The sequence below is a fragment of the Nannocystis pusilla genome, from assembly GCF_020073745.1.
Classification (GTDB): Bacteria; Myxococcota_A; Polyangia; order Nannocystales; family Nannocystaceae; genus Nannocystis; species Nannocystis radixulma.
The window spans coordinates 186712-206492 of sequence record NZ_JAIRAU010000001.1 but is presented as its reverse complement, the minus strand read 5'-3'; the positions used below and the strand labels follow the sequence as shown (position 1 = coordinate 206492).

General features: G+C 72.1%; 21 protein-coding genes. 9 read left to right on the top strand and 12 right to left on the bottom strand.

The annotated features are described in order from the left end of the window. Window positions 1–57: 57 nt before the first annotated feature. Window positions 58–216, bottom strand: a complete 159-nt coding sequence (locus K7C98_RS00870) for a hypothetical protein (RefSeq protein ID WP_224189554.1) — start codon at window positions 214–216, stop codon at window positions 58–60. A gap of 62 nt (window positions 217–278) precedes the next feature. Here K7C98_RS00870 and K7C98_RS00865 point away from each other — a divergent pair, with 62 nt between their 5' ends. Both K7C98_RS00865 and K7C98_RS00860 read left to right on the top strand, forming a co-directional pair. Further along, complete coding sequence (locus K7C98_RS00865) at window positions 279–1199, top strand: hypothetical protein (RefSeq protein WP_224189553.1); 921 nt, start codon at window positions 279–281, stop codon at window positions 1197–1199. 257 nt (window positions 1200–1456) lie between these two features. Then, window positions 1457–2686 carry a hypothetical protein gene (locus tag K7C98_RS00860; protein ID WP_224189552.1) on the top strand — a complete coding sequence of 410 codons (1230 nt, stop codon included), beginning with the start codon at window positions 1457–1459 and terminating at the stop codon, window positions 2684–2686. Between the two features lie 48 nt (window positions 2687–2734). On the opposite strand, the gene K7C98_RS00855 is transcribed toward K7C98_RS00860, so the two are convergent. After that, on the bottom strand, window positions 2735–3274 hold the full coding sequence (locus K7C98_RS00855; RefSeq protein WP_224189551.1) for a DUF1697 domain-containing protein: 540 nt from the start codon (window positions 3272–3274) through the stop codon (window positions 2735–2737). Window positions 3275–3382: 108 nt separating this feature from the next. On the opposite strand from K7C98_RS00855, the gene K7C98_RS00850 reads away from it, so the two are divergent. Both K7C98_RS00850 and K7C98_RS00845 read left to right on the top strand, forming a co-directional pair. Further along, window positions 3383–4240, top strand: coding sequence for a hypothetical protein (locus K7C98_RS00850; RefSeq protein ID WP_224189550.1), 858 nt, complete (start codon window positions 3383–3385; stop codon window positions 4238–4240). A 331-nt stretch (window positions 4241–4571) separates the two neighbouring features. Continuing rightward, entirely contained in the window at window positions 4572–5534 is a 963-nt protein-coding gene (locus tag K7C98_RS00845) for an AEC family transporter (protein ID WP_224189549.1), read from the top strand. Window positions 5535–5582: 48 nt separating this feature from the next. Here K7C98_RS00845 and K7C98_RS00840 read toward each other — a convergent pair whose 3' ends face one another. From K7C98_RS00840 to K7C98_RS00830, 3 genes are all read right to left on the bottom strand, one after another. Further along, on the bottom strand, window positions 5583–6722 hold the full coding sequence (locus K7C98_RS00840) for a T4 RnlA family RNA ligase (protein WP_224189548.1): 1140 nt from the start codon (window positions 6720–6722) through the stop codon (window positions 5583–5585). Between the two features lie 67 nt (window positions 6723–6789). Next, window positions 6790–7380 (bottom strand): hypothetical protein, encoded by a 591-nt coding sequence (locus K7C98_RS00835; RefSeq protein WP_224189547.1) that lies wholly within the window; start codon window positions 7378–7380, stop codon window positions 6790–6792. Further along, complete coding sequence (locus K7C98_RS00830; protein ID WP_224189546.1) at window positions 7380–7925, bottom strand: RNA polymerase sigma factor; 546 nt, start codon at window positions 7923–7925, stop codon at window positions 7380–7382. Before K7C98_RS00830 ends, K7C98_RS00835 begins: the two co-directional genes overlap by 1 nt. A 728-nt stretch (window positions 7926–8653) precedes the next feature. Here K7C98_RS00830 and K7C98_RS00825 point away from each other — a divergent pair. Further along, window positions 8654–9271, top strand: coding sequence for a hypothetical protein (locus K7C98_RS00825; protein ID WP_224189545.1), 618 nt, complete (start codon window positions 8654–8656; stop codon window positions 9269–9271). Window positions 9272–9335: 64 nt separating this feature from the next. Here K7C98_RS00825 and K7C98_RS00820 read toward each other — a convergent pair whose 3' ends face one another. After that, window positions 9336–10430, bottom strand: coding sequence for an alpha/beta hydrolase family esterase (locus K7C98_RS00820; RefSeq protein WP_224189544.1), 1095 nt, complete (start codon window positions 10428–10430; stop codon window positions 9336–9338). A gap of 94 nt (window positions 10431–10524) precedes the next feature. On the opposite strand from K7C98_RS00820, the gene K7C98_RS00815 reads away from it, so the two are divergent. Next, complete coding sequence (locus tag K7C98_RS00815; protein ID WP_224189543.1) at window positions 10525–10749, top strand: hypothetical protein; 225 nt, start codon at window positions 10525–10527, stop codon at window positions 10747–10749. A gap of 49 nt (window positions 10750–10798) precedes the next feature. Here K7C98_RS00815 and K7C98_RS00810 read toward each other — a convergent pair whose 3' ends face one another. Continuing rightward, on the bottom strand, window positions 10799–11440 hold the full coding sequence (locus tag K7C98_RS00810) for a hypothetical protein (RefSeq protein ID WP_224189542.1): 642 nt from the start codon (window positions 11438–11440) through the stop codon (window positions 10799–10801). 58 nt (window positions 11441–11498) lie between these two features. Between K7C98_RS00810 and K7C98_RS00805 the strand changes: the two genes are divergently transcribed. Next, window positions 11499–12869: a hypothetical protein gene (locus tag K7C98_RS00805; RefSeq protein ID WP_224189541.1), complete on the top strand. Its 1371-nt coding sequence runs from the start codon at window positions 11499–11501 to the stop codon at window positions 12867–12869. A 50-nt stretch (window positions 12870–12919) separates the two neighbouring features. Here the strand turns inward: K7C98_RS00805 and K7C98_RS00800 are convergent, their stop codons facing one another. From K7C98_RS00800 to K7C98_RS00780, 5 genes are all read right to left on the bottom strand, one after another. Beyond that, complete coding sequence (locus K7C98_RS00800; RefSeq protein WP_224189540.1) at window positions 12920–13378, bottom strand: TspO/MBR family protein; 459 nt, start codon at window positions 13376–13378, stop codon at window positions 12920–12922. A 105-nt stretch (window positions 13379–13483) separates the two neighbouring features. Then, on the bottom strand, window positions 13484–13660 hold the full coding sequence (locus tag K7C98_RS00795) for a hypothetical protein (protein ID WP_224189539.1): 177 nt from the start codon (window positions 13658–13660) through the stop codon (window positions 13484–13486). A 51-nt stretch (window positions 13661–13711) separates the two neighbouring features. Continuing rightward, on the bottom strand, window positions 13712–14017 hold the full coding sequence (locus K7C98_RS00790) for a hypothetical protein (protein ID WP_224189538.1): 306 nt from the start codon (window positions 14015–14017) through the stop codon (window positions 13712–13714). Between the two features lie 19 nt (window positions 14018–14036). After that, on the bottom strand, window positions 14037–14870 hold the full coding sequence (locus tag K7C98_RS00785) for a hypothetical protein (RefSeq protein ID WP_224189537.1): 834 nt from the start codon (window positions 14868–14870) through the stop codon (window positions 14037–14039). A gap of 358 nt (window positions 14871–15228) precedes the next feature. After that, window positions 15229–16149, bottom strand: coding sequence for a hypothetical protein (locus K7C98_RS00780; RefSeq protein ID WP_224189536.1), 921 nt, complete (start codon window positions 16147–16149; stop codon window positions 15229–15231). Between the two features lie 399 nt (window positions 16150–16548). On the opposite strand from K7C98_RS00780, the gene K7C98_RS00775 reads away from it, so the two are divergent. After that, on the top strand, window positions 16549–17358 hold the full coding sequence (locus K7C98_RS00775) for a class I SAM-dependent methyltransferase (RefSeq protein WP_224189535.1): 810 nt from the start codon (window positions 16549–16551) through the stop codon (window positions 17356–17358). 407 nt (window positions 17359–17765) lie between these two features. Next, complete coding sequence (gene ggt / locus K7C98_RS00770) at window positions 17766–19766, top strand: gamma-glutamyltransferase (RefSeq protein ID WP_224189534.1); 2001 nt, start codon at window positions 17766–17768, stop codon at window positions 19764–19766. Window positions 19767–19781: the final 15 nt, after the last annotated feature.

The window sequence follows — 19781 nt, the reverse complement described above, 5'->3', positions numbered from 1 at the left end:
CGCCCGTCTCGCACGCTTCCAATCACCACACCTCGAGCCGCCCGCGCGTCCGACGGCTCACCCCGCGGCCTGCTCGCTCGCCGCCTCGCTCGGGCTCACCGCGACTCGCACGCCGCGCGCCGCGTGCACGACGCGCTCCGTCCGCCCGTCGCCGGTGAGCGCGCGCAGCATCGACCATCGCGCGATGGCGGCCCGCTCGACCTCGACCACTGCCACGCGCGCACGCTGTGCGCAAAAATAGTTGAGCCGTCGGCGACCCCTCCCGCGACCTCCACCCCATGCGATTGAACTTCTCTTCCCCTATTCACCTCGGTCTCGCTCTCCTCGCCCTCGCCGGCTGCGATCTGGGCATCCTCGACCCGATCATCACGACCGGGCTCACCACCGATTCACCGGACACGGGGGTGATTGTCACCGCGACCAGCACCACCAGCGGCGACCCCGATCCGGAGACGACGGCCGCCCCCTCGACCTCCGGCGAGGACCCCGGCACCACCGGCGACACCACGACCAGCGCCTCGGGGGGGAACTTCATCGTCCCGCCGGACCCGCCCGCCGGTTGCGACGCGTGGGCGCAGGACTGCCCCAGCGGCGAGAAGTGCTCGGCCGCGGGTCCGCCGCCGTTCTCGAGCGAGATCATCGCCTGCCACCCGATCGCGCCCGACCCCGATCAGCTCGGCGAAGAGTGCGAGATCCTCGTCGAGGGCCACCTCGGCCCCGATACCTGCGACATCGGCCTCTACTGCCACGCCGTCGACGCCGACACCGGCAAGGGCACCTGCATCCCGCTCTGCAGCGGCAGCCCGGCCGACCCGGCCTGCGGCGCCGGCCTCACCTGCCTCGTCCTGGAGCTCCCGCTGTGCATCCCCGAGTGCGACCCGCTGCTGCAGAATTGCCCGAGCGGGCAGAGTTGCAACTACCTGGCCGACTCCTTCGCCTGCTGGCCGCTCGTGGAGGAACCCAAGCAGCTGTTCGAGGGCTGCGAGTACGTGAACCAGTGCGAGCCCGGCTTGATGTGCGTCGCTGTCGAGTTCGTGACCGAGTGCGACCCCACCGATATCGGCTGCTGCACCCCCTATTGTGACCTCGACAACCCCGGCGTCTGCCCGGGCGTCGGTCAGGTGTGCCGCCCGTTCTTCACGCCCGGCGACGCCCCGCCCGGGCACGAGGACGTCGGCGTCTGCGCCCTCGACGTGTGATTCGAGCGTCCGCGGATCCAGCCCGCAATCACCGCACTTTCCCGAGCGCGCGACCGTGATCCCTCGACTCGCTAGCCGCGCGCCCGGGCGCATAACCGATATATGACCTTATAGACATTACCTTAAAAACATATCCTTACGGCCATGCATCGAGCGTGCGCCGCCGGCTCGCCGCGTCCGCGCGCGGCGAGCCGGTCCGATCGACTTCTGCAACTCGCGGTCGCCGACGGGTCGGGCATCGGGCATCCTTCCGTCCGATGGCTCGCCCCGCAGCCTGCTTGTTCGCCGCCCTGCTCGGACTCACCGGCGGCCCCGCGCGCGCGGCCACCGTGGTGCTGGTCCACGCCGACAGCCCCGCGGGTCCGCGCTGGCCGCTCGCCGAGCAGCGCGTCCGCGACGAGCTGCGCGCGCTCGGCATGACCGTCGCCGAGGCGCGCCCGCGCAGCACCGACGACGGCGCGATGGCGGCCCTGCTCGCCGAGCACGCCGCCGTCGTCGCGGTCCAGATCTCCCGCACCAGCGATCGCGGCGACGTCACGCTGTGGCTCGCCGAGCCCGCGCCGCGCCGCGTCTCGCTCGCGCTCGCGGACGGCCAGCACGCCGGCATCGCCGCCCTCCGCGCCGCCGAGCTCGTCCACACCGAGACCCGCGAAGGGGCCCGCCGCGAGCCCGCAGCCGATGCCCCGCTCCCCGAATCCCCGCTCGTCCCGCTGCCCCCGTGGACCGTCGCGACCACCAATTCGACCGCGGCCCCGATCCCGCCACCACCTTCGGCCGACGCCACGCCACCCGCCTCCGCGTCGCCCTCGCCACCGCTCACCGCCCCACCTGCGGCCGCGATTCCCCCGCTCCCCGCGCCCACCGCGACGCCCCCGCTCGCCCCGCAGCTGCCGTCCGAGTTCGTCGACGATCTTCCGCCCGCGACAGCGGACCTCGGCGCGCCCCCGCCCGCGCCCTCGCGGCGACACGGCCTCCTCGTCGCCGGCAACGTCGGCGGCGGCCCGGGCGGCACCGGCGTGCTCCCGGGGCTCGAGCTCGCCGCGCGGCGCGAGCTGACGCGCCGCCTCGAGTTCGGCGGCGGAGTGTTCTCGCTGGTCTCGCCGACCTGGAGGTCCGACCCCCGCGGAGCGATCCGCTTCGGTCTCGTCGCCGCGCGCGTCCAGCTCGGCTTTCGCTGGCAGCTCGCGCCGCGGCTGTCCCTGCGCCTCGCGCTCGGCGGCGGCCTCGCGCTCGGCTGGGCCGTCGGTCGCGCCGACAGCCCGTTCCGCAGCGCCACCAGCATCTCACCCGTCGGCGTGCTCTCGGGCGGCGTCACCTTCGTCGTCCCGCTCGGCCCGCGCATCTCCCTGCACGCCGGCGCCGCGGCCGACATCCTGTTGCCCTCGCTCAGCGTCCGCAGCGCCGGGGTCGAGGCGTTCCGGCTCGGCCTGCCGCTCCTCCGCGGCGTCCTCGGCATCGCCTGGGACTGGCCGCTCCGACGCCCATGACGGCGACTCCTCCGGGCCGAACGTCCGCGACCGGCCGCGTCTGCCGAATCAGGCGCCTGCCATCTCCGCCAGCTTCAGCACCGTCCGCCAGTTGCGCGCCGTCAGCGGCGAGCCGACCAGCCGATCGATCAACGCCGGCGTCCACTTCGAGCGCGCCACGCCGCTCGGATAGTGGAACCACAGCACCTCGCCCGCGGCCTCGACCCGCTCGCCCGCCGTCGCCCGCGCCCGCAACTTCTCGACCGCGTCGGCCTCGGGCGGCCGCTTCGACACCCCGAGCAGCACGTGGTCGGCCTCGGACTCGGCCACTTCCCGCAGCGGATTGCCGGCCACGACCGCCGCCCACTGAGCGGCCGTGCGCACCGCGACGTCGACCTGGAAGCCGAACACGCGGACGATGCCCTGCTCGAGCGCCGCCTCGTGCGCCGCCGCCGGGCCGTCCCCCGCGAACACCACGTTGCCGCTCTGGATGTACGTCTGCACCCCGGCGAGGCCGAGTTCCCCGCACAGCCCGCGCAATTCGGCCATCGGCAGCCTGCGGTGACCGCCGACGTTGATGCCGCGAAGGAGCGCGATGAAGGTCGTCATGGTGCGCTCGATCGTGCGCGCATTCGCGAACGCTGACAAGCCGAGGCCGCGGCCCTCGACGCACATGGTCGATCGGTCATGTCCTCGCCCGTGCTACCGTCGCGTCCGATGTCCAGTGACACCTTCTACATCGAGATCCGCAGCATCGAAGGCGACACCGTGGAGATGCTGTGCACCACCAGCACGGCCGGCGGCGTCAACGACTACGCGCTCACGCGCTCGTTCGCGTTGATGGCGCTCGAGGACGGGATGCCGTACGCCGGCGACAACCCGACCCCGCTGCAGAAGGCGATGCGCGAGGTCGGCGGCCCGACCCCGCCCGTGTGGGAGCAGGGTTTCCACCGCGAGCACGTCGGCAAGTTCATCGCCTCGACCGAGCTGGTCGAGCGGATCGGCATCGTCGTCGACGAGCGCGCCTGGCGAGACGGCCGCTTCAACGGCGGCGACGACCGCGAGGCCGAGAAGGACTTCCCGTCGCACAAGTTCGTCCTCCGCGCCCGCGTCACCGATCCGAAGTACCTCGAGGGCCTGACCGTCGGCTCCGTCCACGGCACCACCGCCTTCGACAGCTGGTGGGACGACCCCGTCCGCCAGTCCCGCGCCGAGACGGACGCGATCACGGCGAGAGCGTCGCGCTGGTTCCCGCCGAGCAAGAAGGCCGCTACCAAGAAGGCCGCTACCAAGAAGACGGCGAAGAAGGCCACCACCAAGAAGGCCGCCAAGAAGGCCGCCCCCAAGAAGACCGCCAAGAAGGCCGCCAAGAAGACGACGAAGAAGGCCGCCCCCAAGAAGACCGCCAAGAAGGCCGCCACCAAGAAGACCGCCAAGAAGACGACGAACAAGAAGACGGCGAAGAAGGCCGCCCCCAAGAAGGCCACCAAGAAGACGATGAACCAGAAGACCGCCACGAAGAAGACGGCCAAGAAGGCCGCCCCCAAGAAGACCGCCAAGAAAACCGCGACCTAGAAAGCGGCCCCCAAGAAGGCGAGCAAGAAGACGGCCGCTCCGCCGACCTCCGCTTGATCGGCCCGAGCTGCCGCTCCTCGCGTCTTGCAGCCCCTTGCCGCCGTCTGAACCTTCGGACAGGTTCCGATTCATGCGTGTCCGCCGCCCCTCGCGAGCGGGCGGCTCATCCTCCCCCCTGCGTCCGGTCCTGCCGCCTCCGCAGCCCCGCCGCGCCCGCCGGCGACCGCCGCGAGTTTTCGCGTCGAACCGTCGAGCGGCGCCGGCCGGCGGCGTTCCTCCCCGGCCGCGCCCGCAGACAGCCGCCGCGATTTTCGAGTAGAACCGTCGCGCGGTGCCGACCGGCGACATCCTTCCCCTCCTGATCACCCTCTTCGGGCTCGTGGCCGTCGGCCAGCTGCTCCGGCTCACCGGCGCGCTGCCGCCGACCGCCGCGGACACCCTCGCGCGCGTCATCCTGCAGGTCACGATGCCGGCGCTCATCGTCGTCATCCTCGCCGACGCGCGCTTCGAGCCGGCGCTGATCCCCGCGGTGCTCGCCTGCACGATCGCCCTGTTCAGCGCCGTCGCGCTCGGCGTGCTGTGGATGCGGGCGCGCGGCGCCTCGCGTCCGACCCAGGGAGCAGCCGGCATCGTCTCGGCCTTCGCCAACACCGCCTTCCTCGGCGTCCCCTTCGTCCTCGCCGTCCACCCCGGCTCGCGCGGGGCCGCGACCGCCGCGGTCATCATCGACACCGTCGACACCACCATCCTCCTGCTCACCTTCGGCGTCGCCTTCGCCGGCGCGATGGCCAGGCCTCCCAGCCCCGTGAAGGCCCCGCTCGCCCCGCGAGTGCGACGCGCCCTCGGCGAGCTGCTGCGCCAGCCGATGATCGTCGCCGTGCTCCTCGGTCTCGCCCTCGCCCTCGGCGGCGTCGCCTTGCCGGCCGCGCTGGCCCAGCCGCTCGCCCAGGTCGGCCAGACCACCGCCGTCCTCGCCTTCCTCACCATCGGCCTCGGCCTCGACCTCCGCTCGCTGCGCGGCCAGACCGTCCCGCTCGCCGGCATCGCCGCCATCAAGCTGCTCATCGCCCCGGCGATCGCCTGCCTCGTGCTGCTCGCCCTCGATGTCCGCGGCGACGTCGCCCGCACCGCCGTCCTGCAGGCCGCCATGCCCACCGCCGTGGTCTCGGCGATCATCGCTACCAACGCCGGCTGCGACGGTCAGCTCGCCGCCGCCGCGTCCGTCGTCACCGCCCTGCTCTCGCTCGCCACCCTCCCGCTCGTGCTCGCCTGCCTGCAGGCGATCGGCCTGTAGTCACGTGCCCCTTGGGACATGCCCTTTGAAGCATGCCCCAAAGCTCGCCTATGCGTCGTCGACCGGCCCGCGCGCGCGCGGCTCGAGCGGCACCTTGAGCTCGCGCGCCAGCTCGCCGAGGCGCAGCAGCTTCTCCAGGTTCTGCAGCGACATGTCGGCGAACACGGCCGCGATCGACGGCGCCTTGCCCTTGCGGACGGCGAACAGGAGCGCGCTGTAGGGCAGGTCGCGCACGGACTGGCCGAACGTGCGGTCGTCGGCGATCTCGCGGCCGCGGGCGAGCGCGGCCTCGGCCTCGGCGCGGAGGGCGAGGAAGCGGTCGCGGACCGCCTGCCAGGCCGGGCGCGCCTCGGGGAAGTACGCCAGGAACTCGTCGCTCTCGTTGGTGCGGACCACCTCGAGCAGGTGGCGGAGGTTGGTCGCGCCGCGCATGTGGTGCAGGGCCACGAACGCCGGCGACTTGATCTTCACGCGATGGAAGCGCGCGTCGCGAGCCACCAGCCCCTCGTGGCGGGCGGGGTCGAGCTCGCGGACGATCTGCAGCGCCTGCGCCAGGTCGGACACCGCGTGCGTCGGCACCAGCTCCCACCCGTACGCCCGCGCGAACGCGTCGGGCTCGACCTCCTGCATCGTCGTCAGGTCGCGCGCCCCGTGCAGCAGCAGGCGCGGCGCCGCGTGGCGGATCAGCACCGGATCGCTCGGCAGGCACAGCTCGAACATGAAGCAGTGGTCGACGCGGTCGGGCAGCGCGTAGCCGCCGGCGCGGAACACGTCCCAGAACGCCTCGGCCACGCTGCGCCCGTAGTTGCGCAGCTGCCCCTGCGCGTCGGGCAGCGACGCGCTGGCGACGTGCCAGGCGTCGCCGTAGTGGTAGAGCGTGCACAGCGTCCCGTCGACCTTCTCGAACACGCGCGCCGTGCTCCAGTCGATCGGCGCCGCGTGGCCCTCGTGGGCGTTGAAGAACTTGTCGTAGGGGTACGCGACCGGGCGATGATCGTCGGCCTCGTCGACCACCAGGCCGCGGCACTGCCGGGCCACCGGGTCGCTCATCGGCGTCTCGATCATGTCGTACTTGAGCAGCACCAGCCGGGGGTGCTGGCGGTGGCGACGGGTGTGCAGCGCGAGGCGCCGCGCCAGCCCGTCGACTCCCTCGCTGCGGAGCGCGCGGACAACGGCGATATCGGACATAAGGCCGGGCACATTGCCAGAGCCTCCTTCGATTCGCAAGACCCCGCTCGCTTTCGACTGTATACAATCAGTCGCGGGCCCGGCCCTGCAGGCGCAGGACCTCGGTCAGCTCGGCCAGCCCCAGCTCGACCGCGAGGACCTGCTCGCGTCCGCGCAGCTCGGCCTGCTCGATCGCGTGCGACAGCATCACCACCGCCGCGGTCACCAGCATCGCCAGCGCCACCACCAACATCACCAGGGCGCTGGGCCCCGGCGACGCGGCGGCCAGCGCCGCGAGCATCAGCAACGCCACCAGCGTGAAGCCGAAGGCCATGCGCGCCGCGGCGGCCCGGTCGCGCCGGCGGTGCACCGCCCCGCGCCGCAGCACCCCCGCCGCCCACAGCGACCAGCTGGCGCCGAACGCCGCGCACAGCGTCAGCATCGCCCGGCTCAGCGGCGGCAGCGTGTCCGGCTCGCCGACCACCAGGGACGCGCACACCCCCGCCCCGACCAGCCCCGCCAGCGCCACCCCGGCGTGCAGCAGCGTGAGCGCCGGCGTCAGCGGCTGCAGCAGCATCGCCTCCACCGCTCGGCGGTAGCGCTCGCGCAGCGTCGCGGTGGTGTGCTTCTGCTCGAGCTCGAGCAGCCTGTCCGAGAACCTGTCCGAACGGTCAGTCATCATCCCTCTCCTTCCAGCACGGCTCGCAGGGCCCGTCGCGCCTTGAACAGCCGGGACTTCACCGTGCCCGGCGGGATCGCCAGGACCTCGGCGATCTCGGCGATCGACAGATCTTCGAGGAAGCACAGCGTCAGCACCTCGCGGTCGACCAGCGGCAGGCGGGCCAGGCCGGCGTACACGCGCTCGACGTCGGCGTAGCGGGCCAGCGGGTCGTCCTCGTCGACCGGCTCCGGCGCCTCGGGTCCCGCGCGCTCGCGCTCGGCGTAGCGCCCGCGCAGGTGCGTCATCAGCGTGTTGCGGGCGATCGTGTACAGCCATTGTGGCAGGCACCGCGGCTCGCGCAGCCGATCGATCCGCGACAGCACCGCCACCCACACCTCCTGCAGCACGCCCCACGCCTCCTCCTCGTCGGCGAGCATCCGCCGGACGTAGAAGAACAGGCGCTGCTCCCAGGTGCGGACCAGCTCGGCCAGCGCGGCCGGCTCGCCTCGTCGGCAGCGGATCGCCAGCAGCTCGTGGCGGATGCGTTCGGTCTCGCGTGTCATGGCGCTCCTCTCGTACAGTCGCGGGCGGGGGCGCCTCGGTTCACGGCGGGCGAAGAATATCCGATCCCGCCGCCGCCGGCCGTCCCCGAGCCCGCCGCGGGCGGACCCCCGACCCGACTGCGGCCCGCGACCGCGGAGGGCGTTCGCTATCAATGTCCTTTCGGACATATTGACATAGTCGACTCGACGGCGCGACGGTCGCCGCGCGCCCGTTGCGATGAATGTCGCATACACGGGCACCCGCGACCCGCCGCGGCCCCGTGTGGGCGCGGCCGACATTCACAAGACCGCCGAATCGAGCGATCGGTCTCTGCGAGCGCCCCGGCGGTGCGCGGCGGGCTCCGGGGCCGCCGCGGGCGCGCCGCTTGTCCAATGAATCCGCCGGGTTGTCCCTTCACTGCGCACGGCGGGCCGGACGCGGCTCACGGCGCGTCTTCCGACGTCGGCGGCGCGGCGGGCGAATCACACGATTGACACTGTACATTGTGTAGCGCGTTACATCGCCACGGATCGACGGCTGCAATTCGCGGCCGCGAGCCGTCGGCCGGCGATCGACGAATTCACGCGAATGCGCCGGCCCTCCCGCGTCTCCGTCGCGGACGCGACGGGCCCGCGCCGCCGCTCCTGGCCACAATTCGAGATTGCCGGTCGGGGCGAGGCAATCAATCTTCCCTTCGGACGGCGGCGAGAATTCACTCGCGGTCGTCCCTGAAGAAAGGATGCTCACCATGTCTCGCAAGCTCCTCATGTTGGCCCCTGCGCTCGCGTTCGCTCTGCCCATCGTCGCCTCCCTGCCGACGATGGCGCGCCCCCTCGCCACCCAGGCTGTCGAGACGCGTTGGGGCGACAACAACAACAACTTCCACGATCACGACGACGACGACGACGACGACGATCACAACAACAACGACGACTTCATCGAGATCGCGGTCTGCTTCCAGGCCCAGCTCGTGCTCGCCGATGACAACCGCGCCTACTCGTGCGACATCGTCGACGGCCCGACCTGCCTGTCGCGCTGCACGCCCGAGGCGGTCGCCCCGCTGTGCGCGACCGAGCTCGCCGGCCGCGCCTTCGGCAGCGAGTTCGCCGCCTGCCAGGCGGAGCGCATGGCGACCTGTCGCAGCCAGTGCGACTCCGGCGGCGCCGCCTTCTGCAGCCCCGAGGACGCCGGCCTGAAGACCCGCGGCGGCGACCACGACGACCACGACGACCACGACGACGACGACGACGACGACGACAACAACAACAACGTCTTCGAGAACATCGACGTCCACAAGGACGACGGCTTCATCTTCATCGACATCGAGATCTGCTTCGACCTCGTGATCGACGAGGACAACCGCTGACGCCCGCGCTCGCGCGCCTGGCCGCGACCGGCGCCACGCCGGTCGCGGCCCCGTCGCGTGGTCGTCACAACCCCTGCACGAACTCCCAGATCTGCTGCCCGCCGAACAGCGGCCAGCCGTGCGTGGTGCCGTCGTAGCCGCCCTCGCTGTGCTCGCACCAGACGACGGACAGCCCGTCGTCGCAGCCTTGATACGCGGCGCAGGCGTGGCTCTCCGGCTCGCCTTCCACCGCCGCGTGGACCTCGGCGATCGTCGGCACCGTCTCCTCGCCGCAGGCGTCGCGGACCCGCCAGAAGTCGCGCGCCTCCTCGCCGTTGTCGAACGGCACGTGGACGTCGGCGATCCCGTGGATCACGAGCGCCGCCACCCGGTCGACGCAACCGTCCTTCTCCGGCAGATAGCCGGCCACCGGCGCGACCGCCAGCAGGCGGTCGCCGAAGCGGCACCCGAGGATGTTGACGAAGTGCGCCCCCGAGCTGGTGCCGGCCGCGAACACGCGCCCCTCGTCGACGCAATAATTCTCGACCACCCGATCGAGCACCTTTTCAAAGAACTCGGCGTTGATCTCGCGCTCGCCGTCGCCCTCCCAGCCGGTGCCGCCGAGCGACGTCATGTACACCAATATCGCCTGGTCCCCCATCGCCGCCTGGAACCCGGCGCAGTCGCCGTCTTGACAATTGGGGCCGGTGCGGTTGCGGCCGTGGAACGCGAACCCCAGCGGATACGGCGTGTCCGGGTCGTAGTCCGCCGGCAATGACACGATGTACTGCCCGGATTGATCCTGCACGTCGATCGTCAACGCTCCGCTGGCAGGATTCATCGCACCACACCCGGCGCTGCCGGCGGCCCCGGTCGTGCCCGAAGTCGTGCTCGCGTCGGTCGTCGCCGGCTCCGTGGAGGAGGTCGGCCCGCCGGTCGTCGTCGGCGCCGCCGTCGTGCCCGTGCTCGTGCCCGTGCCCTCGTCCGTGGTCGTCGGGGCGGTCGCTCCGCCGCTGCTCGTCGCGTCCGTCACGGCCTCGGAGGCCGAACCCGTCGCGCCCGTCGAGCCCGTCGCCTGACCGGTCGCGTCGGTGCCCCCGTCGCCCCCGCCGGAGCAGCTCGCGCTCGACACCACCGCCAGCCACACCGAGCACCACCGATTGCGCAATGTGCGGATCATGCATCACGTTACCAGATCCGCGGCGGCTCCACGATCGTCCGCCGGGCGCATTCGTACGTCGACGCGCGCCGCCGATCCTGCGATCGTCCCGCGCATGCGCGATCCTCGGGAGATCTCACGATCCGACGCCGCGGCGATGGGGGCGGAAGCCCTGAAGATCTGTCGCGCCGGCAGCTACACCGCCCCGTCGGGCCGCCCCGTCGAGCTCCGCGACGCCATCGCCCGGGCCGTCGCCCACGTCGCCTTCGCCATCCTCGACACCAGCCCCGAGCGGCGCACGATCGGCCCGTTCGCGCGCCGCTTCGCCGGCCTCGCGTGAATCGTCTCGAGATGCATGTTCAGACATGCCCGATCGGTCATGTCATCGATCACCGCGGCCCGAGCTTGAATCGCAGCACCATCAGCGCGAACGGCATGTAGCGCCCCAGCGCCTCCCCATTCGCCGGACCCATCCACAGCAGGCTGGTCCCGGTCGCCAGCAGCGCCTGGCGCACGTGCGGGTGCGCCAGCACCTTGGCCTCGGTCGCCCGAGCGATCAGGGCCCCGTGCGCGGGCGAGCCGACGGCGATCTCCTCGCCGCGGTAGGCGAACGTCGCGCGTCCGCCCGTCCGCAGCCGCTTCCGCCCCGACGGGCCGGCCGCCACCAGCGCGCGTGACGGATCGGTCTCCGGCCGCTTCAAGCATTGATAGAACCACCACACGCCGTGGCACGCGAGCCCGTCGAGCACGAACGGCGTCGGTGCGTCACTTCCCAGCGGCGCGCCCGAGATCATATGATTGAGCGGCCGGCGCTGCTGCTGCCGCCAGGCCGCGTACTCCGCGTGACCGAGCTTCAGCGTGCGGGCCTCGAGCGCGTCGGCGCGGACTTCGCCCACGCTCGCCATGCGACCCTCGTAGAGCAGACCGGCGAGCCCCGGGTCGCCGGGATCTACCAGCAGACACACCTCGCCGACGCTGCGGCTCCGCAGCGTCTCTCGCAGCGGACGCCCGCTGTCCCGCGTGCTCGCCATCGACCGGAGTCTACCGTCAGAGGCCACCCCCTCCGCGAATTCTTGTTACCCTCGCCGCATGTCCACCCGCGCGCCGCGACCGGGGCACGGCGATCTGCGCTCGCTCGCCCGCTGCCGCGCCGGCCGCGACGCGCGACGACAGCCGAGGATCGCGACAGGCCTCGCCGTCGGCGCGCTCGTGCACCTCGCGTGCGAGCCTCGCCCTGCGACCCCGACCGCCGACGCGCCCGTCGTCCCGGCGGCCCCCGGGAGCACCCCTCGCCCCGCCCGCGCCTCGCCACCACCGGCGCCCGCCGTCGTGCCCGACGCCTATCAGCTCGGCCCGCTCGACTACGCCGCCAGCTCGACCGGCGTCCTGCTCGCGTGGTCGCGCCGGCGCGACGATGCCGGCGAGATCGTCGTCCAGAGCCTCGACCGCCGCGGCGTCCCGCAGGGCGGCCCGCGGCTCGTGCTCCGCAGCGACGGCGAGGTCGTCGATCTCGCGCTGAGCACCGCGGGTGGCGGCGCCTGGATCGCCTACGTCGCCGCGCTCGAGTTCGACCCGCCGGCCGGGCTCGTCGGCGCCGTCGCCCTCGCCGACGACCTGTCCGCGACATCGGCTCCGCTCGTCCTCGACCGCTTCAGCCACGAGGCCCTCGTCGCCTGGGACAGCGAGCGCGTGCGCGTGCAGGCCCTCGGGCGGGGCACCGCGATCGTCGCGGCTCTCGGCGCCGCCGTGGCGTGCCGCGATCGCGTCCGCGGCGGCCAGCGCCCGTGCCCCGGCTACCACATGTACAGAATCGACGGCGCCGCGTTCGTCGAGGTCGCGCAGGTCGGCGTCGACGGCGGTCAGTCCGACATGGGCGCGCTCCTCGACGTCGGCGCCGGTCACCTCCTCGACGTCTGGGCCTGGCACGGCGGGCCCAGCCACGCCGGCATCTATCTCCCGCGCGGGGCCGGCAAGGCGGCCACGCCGAAATTCCGCCGCATCGACTGCCGTCCGCCGATCCGCCGCGGCTTCGACGGCGCCGCGCTCGTCACCTTCTGCGCCGACGACCTCGACGCGCGCTGCCACCTCGCCGTCGGTCCCGGTGACGACGACGCCTGCGATCGCTTCCACGCCGTCGACCTCGCCGACCGCGTCCTCACCCCGCGGCAGCAGCCGCACGGTCCTGCGATCACCTCGCAGCAGCTGCGCTGTCACGACGGCCACCCCGTCCTCGACATCGCCTGGAAGGGCGGCCAGCGCCGCCTCGACCCGCAGGCCCCGCGCGCCGCGCTCGACCTCCGCCCCGAGATCGGCGTGTGGACCGGCGAGCTGGGCGTGCGGGTCGCCGCCGACGGCCGCATCGATCGCTTCCGCTGCGACGAGGACCGGCTCGTCGAGTCGACGGAGCCCGCGGCCCCGGCGTTCGTCGACCTCGCGGCCGCCGCGCGCGAACTCAAGTGACCCTCCGGACATGCCCTCACGAGCATGTCCGTTCGGTCAGCCTCTCGATCTCAGCGGTTGAGGTTCCAGATCGCCGCGTTCAACGCCAGCGCGAACGTGACCCACAGCAGGTGCGGCACCTGCAGCAGGGCCGCGGCCGGGCGGATCTTGGCGAGCGCGCGGACCATCGAGATCAGCGCGAACCACTGCACGCCGACGCACACCAGCGCCAGGTCGGGGCGGTGGAGCCCGAAGAACAGCGGCGACCAGGCGGCGTTGAGCAGCTGGTAGACGAAGAACAGCCCGACCGCCCACGGCAGCAGCGGGTGCTTGTCCTTGCGGCACGCGAGGTACATGCTGAGGGCCATCGTCGCGTACAGCGTGATCCACACCGGCGCGAACACCGAGTCGGGCGGGGTCCAGTCGGGCTTGTGCAGGCGGTGGTACCAACGGTCGGGCCCGAAGAAGTACCCGGTCAACGCGGGCACGTAGGCCACGCCGATCCAGAACAGCAGGCTCAGGGGTGACAATCGGCGGTCGTGCATAATCGCAAGACTGAGGGCGATCGCCACCCCCGGCAACTCGCGGCGATCGCGTTTCGTCGCCGATCCACCGCCGCTCGAGCCCGCTGACGATCAGCCCTCGTGCCACTCGGCGAGCGTGGTCAGCAGCGCCGCCGTGAACTCGCGCGTCGCCTCGCCGCGGCGGACCTCGGTGAACGCGAACTCTCGCACCGGCGCGCGGCGGAACGCCCCGTCCTCGTCGACGAACAGCGCGCTGCCGAAGGGCAGCGGGTTGCCGATCTCGGCCACGGGCAGCCACGCCAGCAGCGCCTCCCCGCGGGCCCGCGCCTCGGGGCCGACCTACGGCAGCGCGCGCCAGGTCGCCGCGACGTGCTCGGCCACCACGCGCCGCGCCGCCTCGATCGTGCGCCGCGACGATCCCTCGACCGCGAACGTGGCCACCGAACCGGTATCGATCCAGTGGTACGCGCTCAGGAACTCGACCAGGCTCGCCGGCAGCTCGCGCCCGACGCGGTGGCGCAGCGCCACGATCGCCCCCGGCAGCGCCCCGCGCGGCGCTCGCTCGAGCGACACGCGATCCGCCAGCCACGCGAGCGCCTCGTCGAGGCTCGCGCGCGGCATCGCCTCGTCGTCGTCGTCGTTCATCACTTGCGACCCGCCGGCGTCAGAAGCAGATGATGATGTCGCAGATGCCGAGGATGTTGTCCTTCACCCCCGCCGGGCAGCAGTTCGACTGCGGGTTGTTCTCGTCGAAGATGCAGAACTCGCCCTGACCCGCGCAGTTGAGCGTCTCGCACCCCGAGGTGTCGAGCGTGCACGACGGCGAGCAGCCCAGCGCGCCCTGGTCGTAGCCGAGGCTGATGCACGACTGCCCGCCGAGCTGGCCGCCGTCGCACTGCTCCGCGCCCTCGAGCACCCCGTTGCCGCACGACGCCAGCGGCGTGCAGCCGCTCGTCTCGATGCTCTTGCAGTTGGCCGCGCACACCAGGTTGCCGCCGCCGTAGCCGAGGCTCTGGCAGCTCTTGCCGTTGAAGTTGGTGCCGTCGCACGCCTCGGCCATGTGCACGATGTTGTCGCCGCACGTGTAGCAGCCGTCGGTGAACAGCTTGCAGTCCGGCCCGCACACCAGCGTGCCGGCGCCGTAGCCCTCGGTCATGCACGTGCTGCCGACCAGCGACTCGCCGTCGCACTCCTCCTCGGGGTCGACGTTGCCGTCGCCGCACACCCCCGCCGGCATGCCGGTCGTCCCCGGGTTCGTCGTGACCGGGTCCGGCGTGCTCGTCGTCGGCTCGCTGCTGTCCTCGCTGGTCCCGTCGCTGTCGCCCTCGCTGCCGTCGCCGTCGCTGTTGCTGTTGCTGCCGTTGCTGTTGCTGCCGGCCGAGACGCTGGTGGGGTTGGTGGTCGGCAGGTAGACCGAACCACTGTCGCTGACGCTGCCCTCGGCGCAGGCCAGCAGCAGCGCGAACATCAGGCCCATCCCCGCGAACTTGTTCGGCATCCCATCCGAGCCTAACAGCGCCGGCACGGCGGTGTGAACTCGCCCGACCCGCGGCCCCGCGCGCCCACGCGCGCCCAGACGCGAGAGGATCCTCATTGCTCCGCCCGGCCCCCGCGCTCGTCTCCCCTCGAGCGTTCCCCGCAGTCCGTCCTCGCAGACCGCGGCCGTCAGGCCCGAGCCCGACCGCTCGATGTCCGGCGACGCCCTCCTGCGTTCGCGCAGGTCGAAGCGACGAGCCCGTCCCCGGTCCGCAGCGCGACGACCGGCGACGGCCTGGCCCCTGCAGCCCGCCAGGGGCCGCTCGCCGCCGCCCGTCGGATGCCCTTCGGGTCAGGTCACATGTCTCTCAAGACATGCTTCAAAGCGCCGCCCGCGTCGGGCACTCGCCCTCGCCCTGGAAGTCGCCGAGGGTGCGCGCCTGCGCCTCGAGGTAGTCGTACGCGGTGGTCACGGGGATCTGCGCGCCGGTCACGCTGTAGCCGAGCTCGGGCGTGAACACGGCCGCGGCCTTGACCATGCGCAGCTCGTCGAGCGTCGCCTCGCCGTCGTGGTTCAGGTCGGCGTCGGCGATCCACTGCGCGCGCCGCTCGGTGATCTCGGCGCCCTGCGTGATGTTGGTGAAGAACCAGTGGTCGCCGTGGATCGTCGGCTTGATCTGGGCCGTCCCGCCGGAGGGCACCGCGAAGCCGGCGTCGCCCTCCTCGGGCGCGCAGTCGTCGAACGACGTCCCGGCCGCCAGGCCCCACGCGAACTTCACCTCGGTCGCCGCGACGCACTCGTCGGTGCCCGGCACGCACGACACGCCGTCGGCCTTGGTGATCGCGCCCTCGACGTAGACCGAGAAGCCGTTCGTGACCATGAATTCGAGGTCGGCCGCCGACGTGCCCTCCGCCGCCTCGGCGTCCGCCGGCGCGTTGGGGATGTCGTAGCCGACGCGGTCCCAGCGGACCGCCTCGACGTCGGCGAACTCGGTCAGCACGAACCCGCCGACCGGCAGGTTGAGCAGGTCGACCACGTAGACCGCGGGGTCGCTCAGCGACGCCGACGAGTCGGCGCTGCGACCGGCGCGGAAGTTGCCGACCACCACCAGGAACTTGGTGTAGCTCGCGGCCCAGCCGTCGACGATGTTCTCCTCGCCGGAGCCCGGCTGCAGCCCCTCCGGGATGGTGTCCTCGGCCTCGACGAACACCTGCACCCTTCCGGTCGCGCCGCCGCCGGCGGTGCAGCCGGCGAGCGCGGCGAAGGCAGTGACGAGGGTGATGACGGTCGAACGCAGCATGACGGCTCTCCTTGCGCGATGTCGGGGGGTCGAAGCAAATTCTCGGACGAGCGCGCCACGTCGGCGACCTCGCTCGCCCGGGACCCGCCAGCCCCGCGCGCGCTCCGCCTGCCCGATTCCGGGGGCGCCGGAGGGGGCGACGGCGGGCGAGCGGGGGTCGACGGCGGTCACGGCGCGACTGTATGCCACGCGCGTTTGCAATTCAATTTGCAAACGCCTTTGTTTTGCATCTACCGCCTCCTCCGTCTCCGACCGCACCGTCACGAACGGCGGCCAAGCCCGTCGATTCGCCCGTCCGCACTCGCACACGCATTGCTTTTGCAATACGATTGCAAAAATTGACCTTGCGCACGCGCGCCGCGGCTTGCCCCGCGCCGGCGCGGCTGCCACCGTCAGGTCATGACGCAGCGCTCGCCCCTCGCAGATCCCGCCCCGTGGAACCTCGTCGACACCTGGTACGCCGAACACGGCGTCCAATACATGATGGCCTACGCCCGCGACGCCATCGCCCTCGCCGCGCCCTCGCCCGCCGCGCGCGTGCTCGACGTCGCCGCCGGGCCCGGCACCCTCGCGCTGGAGGTCGCCCCCCAGGTGGCGCACGTCGCCGCCCTCGACTTCGCCCCGGCGATGATCGACGGCCTGCGCCGGCGCGCCGACAGGGCCGGCCTCGCCGTCGACGCCCGCGTCGGCGACGGCCAGGACCTGCCGTGGCGAGACGCCGAGTTCGAGTGCGCCTTCTCGATGTTCGGCCTGATCTTCTTCCCCGACACCGCCCGCGGCCTGCGCGAGCTGTTCCGCGTGCTGCGCCCCGGCGGTCGCGCCGTCATCGGCTCGTGGATCCCCTTCGACCAGTCGCACCGCCTCACCGCCCTGTTCGACGCCCTGCGCGCCGCCATGCCCGAGCTGCCCGTCGGCCGCGGCACCGCCCCGCTCGGCCAGCCCGACGTCCTCGCCGCCGCCCTGCGCGACGCCGGCTTCACCGACGTCCGCGTCGTCCCCAGCACCCACGAGTTCGTGTTCGCCGACGTCGACGCGCTGTGGGCCATGCAGGTCCACGGCAACGCCCCGATCGCCCTCCTGCACCGCGACCTCGCGCCCGCGCGCTGGCAGGCCTTCGAGCGCGACGTCCTCGCCCGCCTGCGCGAGGTGTTCGGCGCCGGCGAGGTCCGCTACGCCCAGACCGCCCTGCTCGGCCTCGGCGTCCGTTGATCCTGCAAATACGCGGCAGACGACATGTCCCTCGGGACATTGACACCAGCGCCCCGCCGGGCGCGGGCCACATTTGCGGCGACCGGCGTCGAGCCCGCCCGTACACGTGTTCGGCCGTCGCTGCGACCACATCGAGGGGTTTGGCGAGAAGAGTGGGACCGTGCCGCGGAGATCACGGTCTCTCCGCACTGACGCGAGGGCCCGCGGCGCCCGGGATCACGCTCGTCGTGTGTAGTGAACAACAATTCCCCGCCAAGCCCCGACCGGGCGCCCGCGACATCGAGCCGTCCGTCACACGCGACACCATCGCCGCGATCATCACGCGCTAGCTTCTCGATCGCCACGTAGCCATCGGACCCCGATGGTTGTGTGTCCGTGGATTCCATGCACCGACGAGGAGATCTTAGATGTCGCTACGAGATCGAGGCACCATTCAACCCACAGCGCGCCTGCTGCTCGGCGTCGCGCTCATCGGCACAGGGGCGTGCGTCGAGGCGGAGGAGCTCGAGGCGTCCGAAGTCGACGCGATCGACTTCCGGCTCGCGGCCGACCCCTTACTGCCCGAGACGTCGACGCAAACCGGCCCCGGGCCGGCCTACCACGGCGGCGTCGTCGCCACCACCGAGCCGCAGGCCGCCGCCGTCGGCCAGGCCATCCTCGCCGCCGGCGGCAACGCAGTCGACGCGGCCGTCGCGGTGCAATTCGCGCTCAACGTCTACGAGCCGCAGTCCTCGGGCCTCGGCGGCGGCGGCTTCATGATGATCCACAAGGCCGGCGCGGCGCCCAAGGACACCGTCGTGATCGACTTCCGCGACACGGCGCCGGACGCCGCCACCCGCCGGATGTTCGACACCTCGGTCTCGACCGACGTCAAGAGCACCAGCGGCTACGCCGTCGGCGTGCCCGGCACGGTGAAGGGCATGCTCTACGCGCTGGAGCGGTACGGCACGATGACGCGGAGCCAGGTGATGACGCCGGCGATCGACGCGGCCGGCGGGTTCAACATCAGCTCTCGCCTCGCCAACGACACCGGCTCGTCGCGCCTGCGCCTCGAGACCTCCACCAACTCGTCCAACAAGGGCTACTACGCCGAGGCACGCGGCGTGTTCCGCCCCAACGGCAGCAGCCTCCCGACCGGCTTCTTCCTCAGGCAGCCGCGGCTCGCGGAGACCCTCACGGCCATCCGTGCTCGCGGCGCGAACGCCTTCTACAGCTGCGCCGACCCGTCCGGGATCGCGCTTGCGATCGTCGAGACCCAGACGGCCACCCGCACCGGCAACTCGGGCGGCCGCGGTCGCATGACCTGCAGCGACCTCGCGAACTACAGGCTGCGGGTGTTCGACCCGGACGACGCGCAGCCCGAGGTCAAGCATGCGCCCATGGTCGGCACCTACCACGGCTACACGGTCGTGGCGGCCCCACCGCCGGCCTCCGGCGTGTTCTTGCTGCAGATGCTCGACATGCTCGAGGCGCTCGAGGCGCGGCTGAACTTCAGGATCGGCACGGGCAACTACGAGTTCGGCGAGACCGGGACCCTCCATATGATGCAAGAGGTGATGCGCTCCGCCTTCGCCGATCGCGCGCGCTGGCTCGGTGACCCCGACTTCGTCTCCGTGCCCACCGGCGGCCTCCTCGCAGCGAGCTACATCGCGTCGCGCACCAGCGGCATCCAGCTCAACTCGCGCCGCTCCAGCGTCTCTGCCGGCACCCCCCCGAACGTCCCCGACCCCCAGGTGGTCGAGGAGGACCCGCAGCAGCCGCAGAAGCCGGGCAAGGGCAAGGGCAAGAAGACGAACGTGCACGAGGGCGTGGACACCACGCATTTCACCGTCATCGACGACGAGGGCACCGTCGTCATCGTCACCAGCACGATCAGCGACACCTGGGGCACCGGGCTGATGGTCCGCAATCGCGGGTTCATGTTGAACAATCAAATGCTCAACTTCAACGACACGCCCGTCGGCAGCGCGTCCAACCCCGCGCCCAACGACGTCCAGCCGCGCAAGCGCCCGCGCTCGTCGATCACGCCGACCATGGTGTTCCTCGGCGACGAGCTCGTCGCCGCCTACGGCTCGCCGGGCGGCAACGGGATCCTCAACGCCCTCTTCCAGGTGACGCTGAACCTGATCGACCACAACCTGACCCTCAAGAACGCGGTCGAGCGCCCGCGGATCTCGCTCGACAGCGGGAGCAGCTCGGCGGACACGGACATCGAGGCGGGCTTCCCCTCCTCGGTGCGGTCGAGCCTGCAGAACATGGGCTACGACTTCGACAGCGTGAGCTCGATCGGCGCGGTGCAGGCCATCGTCACCTACCCTCAGCCCAACGCCCTGAATGAAGACCCGCAGCAGTACGGCGCCGCCGATTCGCGCCGGATCGGCGGCGTGCGAGGGCTCGACGAGCGTTGAGCAGCGGCCGCGTCC